The sequence below is a fragment of the Pseudomonas deceptionensis genome (genome assembly GCF_900106095.1).
Taxonomy (GTDB): domain Bacteria; phylum Pseudomonadota; class Gammaproteobacteria; order Pseudomonadales; family Pseudomonadaceae; genus Aquipseudomonas; species Aquipseudomonas deceptionensis.
Genome location: NZ_FNUD01000002.1, coordinates 3,388,504 through 3,402,557 on the forward strand (window position 1 = coordinate 3,388,504; position 14,054 = coordinate 3,402,557).

At 57.3% G+C, this 14,054-nt stretch carries 11 protein-coding genes; 5 read left to right on the forward strand and 6 right to left on the reverse strand.

Features of this window, described 5'->3' with window-relative positions; all coding sequences use genetic code 11:
- The first annotated feature begins 129 nt into the window (after positions 1–129).
- The 3 genes from BLW11_RS15480 to ahpF all read left to right on the forward strand — a co-directional run bounded on the left by BLW11_RS15480 (position 130) and on the right by ahpF (position 3,513).
- Entirely contained in the window at positions 130–1,068 is a 939-nt protein-coding gene (locus BLW11_RS15480) for a site-specific integrase (protein WP_048361953.1), read from the forward strand.
- A 192-nt stretch (positions 1,069–1,260) separates the two neighbouring features.
- Positions 1,261–1,824, forward strand: coding sequence for an alkyl hydroperoxide reductase subunit C (gene ahpC / locus BLW11_RS15485; protein WP_003445433.1), 564 nt, complete (start codon positions 1,261–1,263; stop codon positions 1,822–1,824).
- Positions 1,825–1,950: 126 nt separating this feature from the next.
- Positions 1,951–3,513 carry an alkyl hydroperoxide reductase subunit F gene (ahpF, locus tag BLW11_RS15490; RefSeq protein ID WP_048361952.1) on the forward strand — a complete coding sequence of 521 codons (1,563 nt, stop codon included), beginning with the start codon at positions 1,951–1,953 and terminating at the stop codon, positions 3,511–3,513.
- Between the two features lie 56 nt (positions 3,514–3,569).
- Here ahpF and gloA read toward each other — a convergent pair whose 3' ends face one another.
- From gloA to BLW11_RS15505, 3 genes are all read right to left on the reverse strand, one after another.
- On the reverse strand, positions 3,570–4,091 hold the full coding sequence (gene gloA, locus BLW11_RS15495; protein ID WP_048361951.1) for a lactoylglutathione lyase: 522 nt from the start codon (positions 4,089–4,091) through the stop codon (positions 3,570–3,572).
- 538 nt (positions 4,092–4,629) lie between these two features.
- On the reverse strand, positions 4,630–4,989 hold the full coding sequence (locus BLW11_RS15500; protein ID WP_048362036.1) for a histone-like nucleoid-structuring protein, MvaT/MvaU family: 360 nt from the start codon (positions 4,987–4,989) through the stop codon (positions 4,630–4,632).
- Positions 4,990–5,244: 255 nt separating this feature from the next.
- Positions 5,245–6,792 (reverse strand): EAL domain-containing protein, encoded by a 1,548-nt coding sequence (locus BLW11_RS15505; protein WP_048361950.1) that lies wholly within the window; start codon positions 6,790–6,792, stop codon positions 5,245–5,247.
- A 332-nt stretch (positions 6,793–7,124) separates the two neighbouring features.
- Here BLW11_RS15505 and hppD point away from each other — a divergent pair, with 332 nt between their 5' ends.
- The gene (hppD, locus tag BLW11_RS15510) at positions 7,125–8,201 is read left to right on the forward strand and encodes a 4-hydroxyphenylpyruvate dioxygenase (protein ID WP_048361949.1); all 1,077 of its coding nucleotides are present in this window, start codon (positions 7,125–7,127) and stop codon (positions 8,199–8,201) included.
- 40 nt (positions 8,202–8,241) lie between these two features.
- On the opposite strand, the gene BLW11_RS15515 is transcribed toward hppD, so the two are convergent.
- The 3 genes from BLW11_RS15515 to BLW11_RS15525 are packed head-to-tail and all read right to left on the reverse strand — an operon-like array spanning position 8,242 to position 13,180.
- Entirely contained in the window at positions 8,242–8,880 is a 639-nt protein-coding gene (locus tag BLW11_RS15515) for a DUF1345 domain-containing protein (RefSeq protein WP_048361948.1), read from the reverse strand.
- Positions 8,881–8,921: 41 nt separating this feature from the next.
- On the reverse strand, positions 8,922–12,023 hold the full coding sequence (locus BLW11_RS15520; RefSeq protein WP_048361947.1) for an efflux RND transporter permease subunit: 3,102 nt from the start codon (positions 12,021–12,023) through the stop codon (positions 8,922–8,924).
- Between the two features lie 2 nt (positions 12,024–12,025).
- Positions 12,026–13,180 (reverse strand): efflux RND transporter periplasmic adaptor subunit, encoded by a 1,155-nt coding sequence (locus tag BLW11_RS15525; protein ID WP_048361946.1) that lies wholly within the window; start codon positions 13,178–13,180, stop codon positions 12,026–12,028.
- A gap of 171 nt (positions 13,181–13,351) precedes the next feature.
- On the opposite strand from BLW11_RS15525, the gene BLW11_RS15530 reads away from it, so the two are divergent.
- Entirely contained in the window at positions 13,352–14,053 is a 702-nt protein-coding gene (locus BLW11_RS15530; protein WP_048361945.1) for a response regulator, read from the forward strand.
- Position 14,054: the final 1 nt, after the last annotated feature.

Consider the following 14,054-nt stretch of genomic DNA (forward strand, 5'->3'; position numbering starts at 1 on the left):
CTATATGAGTACATTAACTTTGTCTTTATTTGTGAATTAAGAGGCGGGATATACTGGTATTATCCCGTGTTAGAGCCTTGGAACTGCTTTTAAGGCCCGTTTTCAGTACGCCAATCAAGAGAACTGCCCATGAGCGAGCTGGATCGCTACCTGAATGCCGCGACCCGCGACAACACCCGCCGTAGCTATCGGGCTGCCATCGAGCACTTCGAAGTCACGTGGGGCGGGTTTCTGCCCGCTACCAGTGACAGCGTGGCGCGCTACCTGGTGGCTCATGCCGGCCAGCTCTCGATCAACACGCTGAAGCTGCGCCTGTCGGCCATCGCCCAGTGGCATAACAGCCAGGGTTTCGCCGACCCGACCAAGGCGCCGGTGGTGCGCAAGGTGTTCAAGGGCATCCGCGCTTTGCATCCGATGCAAGAGAAGCAGGCCGAGCCCTTGCAGTTGCAGCATCTGGAGAAGGTGGTCGACTGGCTTGAAGGCGAAGCGCTGGCCGCGCTAGCCAGCGATGATCGGCCGGGGCTGTTGCGCGCCAGGCGCGATGCCGCGTTGATATTGCTGGGGTTTTGGCGCGGGTTTCGAAGCGATGAGTTGTGCCGCTTGCAGATCGAGCACGTACAGGCAGTCGCAGGTTCAGGGATTACGCTGTACCTGCCGCGCAGCAAAAGTGACCGCGACAACCTGGGCAAGACCTTTCAGACCCCGGCGCTCTTGCGTCTGTGCCCGGTGCGGGCCTATATCGAGTGGCTCAATACCGCCGCGCTGGTGCGCGGTCCGGTGTTCCGCGGGATCGACCGCTGGGGCAATCTGGGTGAAGAGGGGCTGCATGCCAATAGCGTGATCCCCTTGTTGCGCCAGGCGCTGGAGCGCGCCGGCATCCCCGCCGAGCACTACACCAGCCACTCACTGCGTCGCGGATTTGCGACGTGGGCGCATCAAAGTGGTTGGGATTTGAAGTCGCTGATGAATTACGTCGGCTGGAAGGACGTTAAGTCAGCCATGCGCTATGTTGAAGCGACCCCGTTTACGGGGATGCGCATGATGGCCGAGAAACAAATTGGTAACTGATCCGTGTCAAGTTGAAAGCCTGAGCGGTGGCCCATATTTGGAAGGTGTGTTTTAGCGTTAGCTTTCTTCTATCTATAACGTCACCTGATAGCTAAAACCAATCGCGAGCATCAGCTTTGCCAATGAGCCAGATACGTAATGTGTTGTTAGGATTCACCTCATCAACTTTTCAACCCTGACGGAGAGTCAACGATGCCTATCATCAACAGCCATGTAAAACCGTTCAAAGCAACTGCCTACAAAAACGGCAGCTTCGTGGAAGTCTCGGACGCTGACCTGAAAGGCAAGTGGTCTGTGGTGTTCTTCTACCCAGCCGACTTCACATTCGTTTGCCCGACTGAGCTGGAAGACCTCGCTGACAACTACGAAGAGTTCAAGAAACTCGGCGTCGAGATCTACAGCGTGTCGACCGACACCCACTTTGCTCACGCTGCCTGGCACAACACTTCGCCAGCCATCGGCAAAATCCAGTACACCATGATCGGCGACCCTACGCTGACCATCTCCCGCAACTTCGACGTTCTGATCGAAGAAGCTGGTCTGGCTGACCGCGGTACGTTCGTGATCAACCCGGAAGGTCAGATCAAGATCGTTGAACTGAACGACGGCGGTGTTGGCCGTGACGCATCCGAGCTGCTGCGCAAAATCAAGGCTGCCCAGTACGTTGCTGCCCACCCAGGCGAAGTTTGCCCGGCCAAATGGAAAGAAGGTGAATCCACCTTGGCTCCATCGCTTGACCTGGTCGGGAAGATCTAAGTCTGTGAATCAGGCCGGGGCGGTGATCCGCACCTGAGTAGTAAGCAGCATCGCCCTCAAAACGCCCGGGCGACATTCGCTCGGGCGTTTTTTTTACAGAATCAATATTCAAAGGAGATCGCCCGTATGTTGGACGCCAATCTGAAAGCACAGTTGAAGTCATACCTGGAGCGGGTTACACAGCCGATCGAGATTGTCGCTTCTCTCGACGACGGTGCGAAATCCCGTGAAATGCACGACCTGTTAAAAGAAGTCGCCAGCCTTTCCAGCATGATTACCCTGCTGGACAACGGTGACGATGCGCGCAAGCCTTCGTTCTCGCTGAACCGCCCGGGCGGCGATATCAGCCTGCGTTTTGCAGGCATCCCGATGGGCCACGAATTTACTTCGCTGGTGCTGGCCTTGCTGCAAGTGGGCGGCCACCCATCGAAAGCCAGTGCCGAAGTCATTGAACAGATCCGCTCCCTTAAAGGTGAGTTCAACTTCGAAACCTATTTCTCGCTGTCTTGCCAGAACTGCCCTGACGTTGTTCAGGCGCTGAACCTGATGGCTGTGCTGAACCCGAACATTCGCCACGTGGCGATTGACGGCGCCTTGTTCCAGGACGAGGTCAATGATCGTCAAGTGATGGCGGTACCCAGTGTTTACCTGAACGGTGTCAACTTCGGTCAGGGCCGCATGGGTCTGGAAGAGATCCTGGGCAAGCTGGATACCAGCGCCATTGAGCGCCAGGCCGAAAAAATTAGCGCCAAGGATGCCTTTGACGTGCTGGTGATCGGTGGCGGCCCGGCCGGTGCTGCAGCGGCCATTTATGCTGCACGTAAAGGCATTCGTACCGGTGTGGCGGCTGAGCGTTTTGGCGGTCAGGTGCTGGACACCATGGCCATCGAGAACTTTATCTCGGTTCAGGAAACTGAAGGGCCAAAGCTTGCGACCGCGCTTGAAGAACACGTCAAGCAGTACGACGTGGATATCATGAACCTGCAACGCGCCGACAAGTTGATCCCGGGCAAGTCGGGCGAGCTACACCAGGTCAACTTTGCAAGTGGTGCTTCGCTCAAAGCCAAGACCGTGATCCTGGCCACCGGTGCCCGCTGGCGTGAAATGAATGTACCTGGCGAGCAGGAATACCGCAGCCGCGGTGTTGCTTACTGCCCGCACTGCGACGGCCCACTGTTCAAGGGCAAACGGGTTGCGGTGATCGGTGGCGGTAACTCCGGCGTCGAAGCGGCTATCGACCTGGCGGGTATCGTTGCTCACGTGACCCTGCTTGAGTTCGATACCAAGCTGCGCGCCGATGCAGTGCTGCAACGCAAGCTGCACAGCTTGCCCAACGTGAAGGTCGTCACCAACGCTCAAACCACCGAAGTGATCGGTGACGGGCAGAAAGTGAACGGTCTGCGCTACAAGGATCGTCAGTCGGGTGATGTGCACACGGTCGAGCTGGAAGGCATCTTTGTGCAAATCGGCCTACTGCCAAACACGGATTGGCTCAAAGGCACTGTTGAGCTGTCGCCTCGCGGTGAGATCGTTGTCGATGCTCGCGGTGAAACGTCCATCCCCGGCATCTTCGCGGCCGGTGACGTGACCACGGTGCCGTACAAGCAGATTGTGATTGCGGTCGGTGAGGGCGCCAAGGCTTCGCTGAGTGCGTTCGATCACTTGATCCGCTCCTCTGCACCGGAATAAGCAGCCGCACATAAAAAAACCCATGAGCGATCATGGGTTTTTTTTGCGTCCGATATTTACATCGGTTGCGGCTGGATGATCTCAACCCAGTAACCGTCCGGGTCTTTGACGAATGCCAGTGACTTCATGCGGCCGTCGTTCAGGCGCTTCTGGAAATCCACGCCCAGGGCTTCGAAACGTTCACAGGCGGCACGGATGTCCGGCACTGAAATGCAGATATGGCCAAAACCACGCGGGTCAGTGTTGCCGTTGTGGTAGGCCACGCTGTCATCGGTTTCCGAGCCGTGGTTGTGGGTCAGCTCAAGGATGCCGGGAATCGACTTCATCCACAGTGTGCGCGCGGCGTCGTCTGCGGGGATCTGCGTCTTGTCGACCAGTGCCAGGAAGTACAGGCTGAATTCGGCCTCAGGGAAGTCACGCTTCTCGACCAGCGAGAAACCCAGGACGCGGGTATAGAAGTCCAGGGATTTTTCGATGTTCTTCACACGCAGCATGGTGTGGTTGAATACGAAATTTTGGGTAGCGCTGTCTGGTGCGGCGGTTACGCCAGGGATGTTGTTCAGGTCTTGCAGGCTCATGAACCCTCCGAAAATGATGCGTAGGTGGTCGGTCGCTACGGTGAGCGTGATGGGGGAATGATACGGAATGTGGCTGTCATGCGCCAAACCCGTTTTCAGGGAGGGGGGTATACCTGCACTGCGAAAAGCGGGGGGCAGGGCAAATCGCAGGCAAAAAGAAGCCCGCCGAAGCGGGCATGGGGCGCTAGTCCTTTAGCAGCCCCTATCCTGTGACCATCCATGTGAAAAAATTGTGAAGCGCCGGGCTCTTTATGACCTTTCGGTTGAGCGGGTTGAGCAATAAGGCAATTCCTACAAAGTATTACTGCTTTAGCGCAGGGTTATTCACGTTCGGGGGGCATTAATCAATACATATGATTGAGCAGGCTGCAGGGTGTCCAAGTTACGCCTGTGGGCGCGGGCACTAACGGCGCTGCGCAAGTGGCGGGCAGTTAAGCCATTTTGAATACATTTATGTCGTTGTATTTAAACAACTTGAACCCATGTAGCCGGGCATGAAAAAGCCCTGTGAAGACAGGGCTTTGATTGTGTGCAGACTTCAGGCGCGAAGCCAGGAATCTACCGTGGCTGCGCCGTACTCTTCTTTCCAGGCTTTAAGGCCGCGATGATTGCCGCCTTTGGTTTCTATCAGTTCGCCCGTGTGGGGGTTCTGGTACACCTTCAATACGCGCGCCTTGCGCTGTTTGGGCGCGGCCGCCCCCTTTGCAGCAGAGGGTTTGGGGTCAAGAATGGCGATGATGTCACGAAGGCTTTTGCCGTAGGTTTTCATCAAGCCCAGCAGCTTTTGCTCGAACTCGATTTCTTTTCTCAATCCGGCATCATTCTTCAAAGCTTCCAATTGAGCCAACTGTTCCTGGAGTGCCTTTTCAGCAGCGCGAAACTCAGCAAGTCTAGACAAAGTCATTACTCCATTCGTAGGTTCGGCGGTGTGAGGCCGAATCGAATTAATGATGTTTGGAATGCACAAGACAGGCAGGGCGACTGTCCAGAAAGTTAACCCGTACAAGCGGGCCTTTTAAAACAAATATTTAAAAATGTTACGCTGACAAAAAAAATTGTAGTTGTTAATTCACGCACTGCCAAGCAATGCAGGCGTCATATCTAAAAAAAGACGATTATTTTTATAATCGCCTTTGAGTGGGGTTGTTTGTTATTAAGTGGGCGTTAAGCGTGCCACTAAAGACGTGACAAAGTCTGCCGACGGCATAGGCCGTGCAAACAGATAGCCTTGTAAAAACTCAACGCCTTGTGCGGCCAGGTACTGGCTTTGCTCTTCTGTTTCTATGCCTTCGGCAACAATGCCCAAGTCCAGCTTTACGCTCAGCTCGATGATGCTGTCGAGGATATGCCTGGACAGGGCGTCGGAGCCGATCATGGCGACGAAACTCTGATCGATTTTCAAGTAATCGACGTTGAACTCGCGCAAGTAACTCAAACTGGAATGCCCGGTGCCAAAGTCATCCAGGGCAATCATCACGCCCAGGCTGTGCAATGCAGCAAACAACGCGTGAGTTGTTTCAGTGGGTACGATCAACTCGCGCTCGGTGAGCTCCAGTACCAGTTTGATATGCCCTGTGGGGAATGCGTCCAGAAACTCGCGGCAATCTTCAATCAGTTTCAGGTCCTGACAATGACGGGCTGCAATATTGAACGCCAAATGAAAGCCGGGGGCCATGGTGTGGGTATGAGGAGCAAGCAATGCAGCCGTTTGGCGCATCAGTGAGCGCGTCATTGGCACAATCAGCCCCGAGTGCTCGGCGAATGGAATGAACAAGTCCGGGCGCACCAGGCCTTCTGTGGGGTGCTTCCAGCGCATCAGTACTTCGGCGCCTGCCCATTGTTTGGTGTCCCCGCGCACTACCGGCTGGAAATAAGGAATGAACTCTTCAGCCTCCAGCCCCCGCTGCAATTCATGGGTGGGTGAAGATGAACTCTTTTTCAGCTGATTAACTGTGGCCGCCGAGATCATGCCCAGGAAGATCAATAGCGCCATGAATCCAGGGTATTGACCTTTCACAAAACGCCAGACGGTACCGGAACTAAACCCTGCGACAACACTGTAAGGGTAGTGCGTGGAAGGCACTGTGACGGGGGTTACCGGATATGGCCCGGGCGGTGTATTGCGCACTTGGCCAAAACGGTCAATCGAGTTGTCGCCCACTTGAATCATTAACTGCGTGTACTGGTTGATCAGGCCCAATACATTGACCAGGTGAAAGCCGTACAGGCTGACAATGACACCGGCGTGATCTTTTTCGCGTCGATAGATCAACAAGGGTTCGTCAGGTGTCACCGGATTTCCGGGCAGCAGCCACAGTACGCCGTCGTTATAGTCCGCCGGATTAACGGCTTCTTTAAAACTGCCAAACAGGGATGTGCAATAAATCTGGTTTTCCCACACCAGGTTTACGGATCGCACGAACGGTCGGCGCGTCACCTGGTCACGCAGGGCCAGTTCAACCTGTGGGCAATCCTGACCAGCCAGTGGCAAGACCGCGTCCGCCGCCATCGCGGCATTGTCCAGCATCAAGTCAAACTGACGAACCGCCTCACGGGCCGTTTCAGTGGCTTCCCACTCCAGCGATCGGTTGGCCTGCCAAAAAATGATGAACATGCCCAGGACAATGGGCAGCAGGCCACTCAGCAAAATCAGCGCATAGCGATCAGTCCATTTTCGGGTCAATTTCAGCGCTAATGGCATTCAGAGTCCTGCGAGCGAAGGGGGGAGAGCGGTACAAAGCGGGTGCATCCGGGTAAGGCTAGCATTGGTTTAAGGCTATTTCACATGACGTAGGACAAACATGATTACGCCATGTAGAATCGGCTTACGCATACAAGAATAACGACTTCTGCAAGCAGAAGCCCTACCGCGTAAGAGATGGATCGAAATGAAGCGATTCGGGTTCCAACTGATTTACGGTGATTTCCTTGCGCGCAGTGTGCGCGGGATCTCCTGCGCGCCACCTGCCAGCCTCAGCATTCTTAGCAACTGACCCAGTCAACTCTAAAAATGACCATGATGAGGCGCCGAAAATGGCAGATCTATACGAAAATCCAATGGGCCTGATGGGCTTTGAGTTCATCGAATTCGCGTCCCCTGTACCCAACACCCTTGAACCCGTGTTTGAAATCATGGGCTTCACCAAGGTTGCGACCCACCGCTCTAAAGACGTGCACCTGTACCGTCAGGGCGATATCAACCTGATCCTCAACAATGAGCCTCACAGTGTCGCGTCTTACTTCGCGGCAGAGCACGGCCCGTCAGTGTGCGGTATGGCCTTTCGTGTGCGCAATGCGCAACAGGCTTATACCCGCGCCCTTGAACTGGGCGCCCAGCCGGTGCACATTCCGACAGGCCCGATGGAACTGAACCTGCCTGCCATTAAAGGTATTGGTGGTGCGCCGTTGTACCTGATTGACCGTTACGGCGAAGGCAGCTCGATCTACGATATCGATTTTGTATTTATCGAAGGCGTAGACCGCCACCCGGTGGGTGCGGGCCTGAAGATCATCGATCACCTGACCCACAACGTGTACCGCGGCCGTATGGCTTATTGGGCCAACTTCTACGAGAAGCTGTTCAACTTCCGCGAAATTCGTTACTTCGACATCAAGGGCGAATACACCGGCCTGACCTCCAAGGCCATGACCGCACCGGATGGCATGATCCGTATCCCGTTGAACGAAGAGTCGTCCAAAGGCGCGGGCCAGATTGAAGAGTTCCTGATGCAGTTCAATGGCGAAGGCATTCAGCACGTCGCCTTCCTCAGTGATGACCTGATCAAGACGTGGGACGCACTGAAGAAAATCGGCATGCGCTTCATGACTGCGCCGCCAGAAACTTACTACGAGATGCTTGAAGGCCGCTTGCCGAACCACGGCGAGCCGGTCGATGAGTTGCAATCGCGGGGTATTTTGCTGGACGGTTCTTCAGATTCGGGCGACAGGCGTTTGCTGTTGCAAATCTTCTCGGAAACCCTGATGGGTCCGGTGTTCTTCGAGTTTATCCAGCGCAAGGGCGATGACGGCTTTGGCGAAGGCAACTTCAAGGCGCTGTTTGAATCCATCGAGCGCGACCAGGTGCGCCGCGGTGTGCTGAGCACCGACTAAAAGAAGGGCCGCCGGACCCTGTCCGGCGGCTATCCGACTTCTAAAACAACCCCGCCGCAATATTGATCGAAAACCCCAGCACGGCTGTGTTGAACAAGAACCCCAGCAGCGAATGCCCCAGTACGGCTTTGCGCATTTCGCGGGTGGCGATGCACACGTCCGAGGTTTGCACCGCAACGTTGAGGGTGAAAGAGAAGTACAGAAAGTCCCAGTAATCCGGGTCCAGTTCCCCCTCCGGAAAGCGTAATGCCGGCTCCGTACCTTCGTTGTTATAAAACAGTCGCGCGTAATGCAGACTGAAAATCACCCCGATCATCAACCACGATCCCACCACCGTCAGCCCGGTAAAGGCGTAGTGCATCAGCTGATCGTTATGGCTGAGCTTGCTGTTGCCTGACAGTTCGAGGGTAATCGCGGCCAGGCTGGCAATCGCGGCAATGCACACGGTTAACAGCACCATGCTGGCATTTTCGTCCTCGACTCCAGCGGTGCGTTTCACGTCGCAGGCTTTGGAGCGGATCACCAGCCATAAGGTCAATGCCAGATACAGCCAGACACCGGCATTCCAGCCGAGCAGGAATTTGGTGGTCACGGTAGAGGCGGGGGCGAAGATTCCGACTGCCACCCCGAGCAGGGTGGCAGCGGTCAAACGAGGATGGGTGCGGGCTAGGTGCGGCATAAACAATCCATGTCACTGAGTGTTACAGCACCTTAGCAGCCTTAACTCTGTCGTGGCTTGCTTCTGACCAGTTTCATCACCACCACAAAGAATACCGGTACAAACACCACGGCCAGGGTGGCAACGATCATCCCGCCGATCACCCCGGTGCCGATGGCCTGTTGACTGGCCGAACTGGCACCGGTCGCGAGTGCCAATGGCACCACGCCGAGGATAAAGGCCAGAGAGGTCATCACGATCGGGCGCAGACGCAGACGCGCCGCCTGCACCGTGGCATCCACCAGGTCATGGCCTTCGTCGTAGAGGGTTTTGGCAAACTCGATGATCAGGATGGCGTTCTTCGCCGACAGGCCAATGATGGTAATCAGGCCCACTTTGAAGAACACATCGTTGGGCATCCCGCGCAACGTGACTGCCAGCACGGCACCCAGCACGCCCAACGGCACCACCAGCAACACGGCGGTCGGTATCGACCAGCTTTCGTACAGCGCAGCCAGGCACAGGAACACGATCAGCAGCGACAACGCCAGTAGAATCGGCGCTTGCGCACCGGACACCCGCTCCTGCAGCGACAGCCCTGTCCACTCAAGCCCCAGGCCTGTCGGCAGCTGGCTGACCAAGCGTTCCATTTCAGCCATCGCTTCGCCGGTGCTGTGCCCTGCAGCCGATTCGCCGGAAATGCTGATCGCCGGGTAGCCGTTGTAACGCGTCAGCTGGGACGGGCCCTGGATCCAGCGGGCTTCGACAAAGGCCGAGAGCGGTACCATCTTGCCCAGGTCGTTGCGCACATGCATTTTCAGCAAGTCTTCGACCTGGCTGCGTTGATCGCCTTCCGCCTGAACCACCACCCGCTGCATGCGGCCCTGGTTCGGGAAGTCGTTGATATAGGCCGAGCCTACAGCCGTGGACAACACCGCACCGATGTCCGCAAAGGAAATGCCCAGTGCATTGGCGCGCTTGCGATCGACCTCAAGTTGCACTTGCGGGCTTTCTGCCAATGCTTCTTCGCGCACATTGGCCAGCACGGGGCTTTTTTCAGCCAGTGCCAGCAGTTCGCTGCGGGCTTGCATCAGCGTGTTATAGCCAACACCGCCACGGTCTTGCAGGCGGAACTCAAAACCGCTGGAGGTGCCCAGGCCACTGACCGGAGGCGGCAAAATGGCGAAGGCGACTGCGTCCTTGAGTTCGCTGAAGGCCCCGTTGGCCCGGTCGGCGATGGCGGATGCTGAATCCTTGGCACCGCGTTCCGACCAGTCCTTGAGGGTGGTAAAGGCAAGGGCGGCGTTTTGTCCGCTGCCCGAAAAGCTGAAGCCCAGGATCATCGTGGTGTTACCCACGCCCGGCTCGCTGGCGTTGTGCGCCTCAATCTGCTCGACCACGTCGATCGTGCGGTTCTGGCTGGCACCCGGCGGCAGCTGGATGTCGGTGATGGTGTAGCCCTGGTCTTCGACAGGCAAAAAGGAGGAGGGCAGACGTGCAAAGCACACCACCAGAACCACGAGCAAGGCGCCGTACACCAGCAGGTAACGGCCGCTACGCTTGATCAGGTGTACCACCCAGTGCTCGTAACCTTCTGACAGGCGATCGAACTTCTTGTTGAACCAGCCAAAGAAACCGCCCTTGGCATGGTGCTCACCCTTGGCGATGGGCTTGAGCAGGGTCGCGCACAGCGCCGGCGTGAGTGACAGGGCCAGGAACGCCGAGAACAGGATCGAGGTGGCCATCGACAGCGAAAACTGCTGGTAAATGACGCCGACCGAACCCGGCATGAACGCCATCGGGATAAACACCGCCACCAGCACCAGAGTGATGCCGACAATCGCGCCACTGATTTGCGTCATGGCCTTGCGGGTTGCCTCGCGGGGCGAAAGCCCTTCGCTGACCATGATCCGCTCGACGTTCTCCACCACCACGATGGCATCGTCCACCAGAATCCCGATGGCCAGCACCATGCCGAACATGGTCAGTACGTTGATCGAGAACCCCAGCACCAACATGGTGGCGAAGGTGCCCATCAGCGCCACCGGCACCACCAGGGTAGGGATCAAGGTGTAGCGGATGTTCTGCAAGAACAGGTACATCACGGCAAACACCAGCACCATGGCCTCGACCAGGGTGTAGATGACCTTGGTGATCGAGACTTTTACAAACGGCGTGGTGTCGTACGGGATGGTGTATTCAACACCGGCCGGGAAGTAGCGGCTCAGTTCGTCCATCTTGGCGCGAATCAGGTTGCCCGTGTTCAGGGCGTTCGCCTCCGGGGCCAGTTTTACGCTGAAGGCGCTGGCGGGTTTGCCGTTAAGGCGCGTGCCGTACTGGTATTCCTGGCTGCCGATTTCCACCCGGGCGACATCGCTGACGCGCACCGTCGAACCGTCCGGGTTGGCGCGCAGAACAATGTCGCCGAACTCTTGCGGGGTTGAGAGCTGACCTTTGACCAGTACCGTCGCGGTGATTTCCTGGGTGGAGCGCCCCGGCAAGTCGCCGATGCTGCCCGCCGATACCTGGGCGTTTTGACTGGCAATGGCCTGGTTGACGTCCGCCGGGGTGAGGTTGAATCCGATCAGCTTTTGCGGGTCGATCCAGATCCGCATCGCCCGTTCGGCGCCATACAGCTGGGCCTTGCCGACCCCGTCGATGCGTTTGACTTCGTTCATCACGTTGCGCGCAAGGTAATCACTGAGGGCGACCTCATCCAGCGCGCTGCTGCTGTCGGCAGTCAGGGTTACCAGCATCAGGAAGCCCGAGGAGATTTTCTCGACCTGCAGGCCTTGCTGGATAACCGCTTGCGGCAGGCGCGACTCAACCGCTTTAAGGCGGTTTTGTACATCGACCTGCGCCATTTCCGGGTCGGTACCGGGTTTGAAGGTCGCGGTAATGCTGGCACTGCCCAGGCTGCTCTGGGATTCGAAGTACAGCAAGCCGTCAGTGCCGTTGAGCTCCTGCTCGATCAGGCTGACCACGCTCTCGTCCAGGGTCTGCGCGGAGGCACCGGGGTAGATGGCGTACACCTCGACTTGCGGAGGTGCTACGTCGGGGTACTTGGCCACTGGCAACTGCGGAATGGCCAAAGCCCCCGCCAGCAGAATGAACAACGCAACGACCCAGGCAAAGACCGGGCGGTCGATAAAGAACTGCGGCATGCTCACTGATCCGTGGAGTGTGCGAGAGGGAGTGTCGGGTCATCGATCTGAACTTGCTCGCCGGGGCGTGCATGCTGCACACCCTCAATGACGATGCGGTCACCGGCCTTGAGGCCTGCATTAACGGTCCAGCGATCATTGTGGGCGCTGCCCAGTTGCACAGGCTGCAGCTGCACACGGTTCTCGACATCGAGCAACAGCACCTGGGCAATGCCGGCGCTGTCACGCAGGATCGCGCGCTGCGGCACGCTGATGCCTTCCTTGTTGACCGCCTGCTCCAGGCGAACCCGCACAAAGCTGCCCGGCAGCAAGTCGTAGTCGGGGTTCGGGAACTCGCTGCGCAGAATGATTTGCCCGGTGCTCGGGTCCACCGTCACATCGGTAAACAGCAACTTGCCCGGCAGCGGGTAAAGGCTGCCGTTTTCACGAATCAATGTGGCCTTGGCCTGCTGTTTGCCGACCTGTTGCAGTTCGCCAGCACGGAAGGCTTCGCGCAGGTTGTCGAGGTCGCGGGTGGACTGCGTCAGGTCGACATGGATCGGGTTCAGTTGCTGGATGCGTGCCATCGGCGTGACTTCGCCCTGGCCGACCAGTGCACCCTCAGTCACCAGCGCACGGCCAATGCGGCCCGAGATCGGGGCCGTCACGGTGGCGTAGCCAAGGTTCAGCTTGGCTCGCTGAACAGCGGCCAGGTTGGCGGCAACGTCGGCATTGGCCTGCTGTGCAGCCGCCCGCGCATTGTCATGGTCCTGGCGGCTGATGGCGTTGATATCAATCAGTTCGGTGTAGCGCTGATCCTGCAGTTTTGCCTGCAAGGCAACGGCCCGTGCCTTGCTCAACGCGGCCTGCGCGCTGTCCAGGTCGGCCTTGAAGGGCGCCGGGTCAATCAGGAACAGCACATCGCCTTGTTTGACTTCGCTGCCTTCGGTGTACACACGTTTGAGTACCACGCCTGCAACCCGGGCACTGACTTGCGCCACGCGCGGGGCGACCACGCGCCCACTCAATTCGTTATTGACAGTCAGTGGCGCCGTGGCGATGACTTCGGTACGTACTTTGGCCAAAGGGGCCTTGGTTTCAGCGGCCGGGCTTTTGTCGCAGGCACTGAGGGCCAGAGCCATGGCCGTGAGAAATAGAGGGGCGAAGAGCTTTTTCAACGATCGTGCCTTCTTAAATATGCGGGATGTTTCTGTTTGGCATGCTAAGCGCAGCACGCAAGGGGCGTTGTGAAGCTATGTAGAGGGTGTGTGAAAAAGTGTGAAGGTTTTGGGTCTATCCCTGCGAGGTTGTATATCCTTCGGGTTTTCCCCCGGTTGTAAGCATTTATTATGCCCACTATTTTGCTGGTCGAAGACGACGTTGCGCTCTCTGAGCTGATTGCCAGCTATCTGGAGCGCAATGGCTATCAAGTCAGCGTGATCGCACGTGGCGATCAAGTATGTGACAGAGCAAGAAGCAACCCTCCTGACCTGGTCATTCTTGACCTGATGTTGCCGGGGCTCGACGGCCTGCAAGTCTGCCGCTTGCTGCGTACCGAGTCGGCCAGCCTGCCGATCCTGATGTTGACAGCCCGCGACGATAGTCATGATCAGGTTCTGGGGCTAGAGATGGGTGCCGACGATTATGTGACAAAACCTTGCGAGCCCCGTGTATTGCTCGCCCGTGTGCGCACGCTTTTACGCCGCAGCAGCCTGGCCGAGCCCCAGGTGGCCAGTGACCGGATCATGATCGGCAACCTGTGCATCGACTTGTCTGAACGCACGGTCACCTGGCGCGATCAGGTTATCGAGCTGTCCAGCGGCGAGTACAACCTGCTGGTGGTATTGGCACGGCATGCCGGTGAAGTGCTGAGCCGTGACCAGATTCTGCAGCGTCTGCGGGGTATCGAGTTCAACGGTACTGACCGTTCGGTGGATGTGGCGATTTCCAAGCTGCGGCGCAAATTCGATGACTGCGCCGGCGAAGCGCGCAAGATCAAGACCGTGTGGGGCAAGGGTTACTTGTTCAGCCGCTCGGAATGGGAATGCTGAA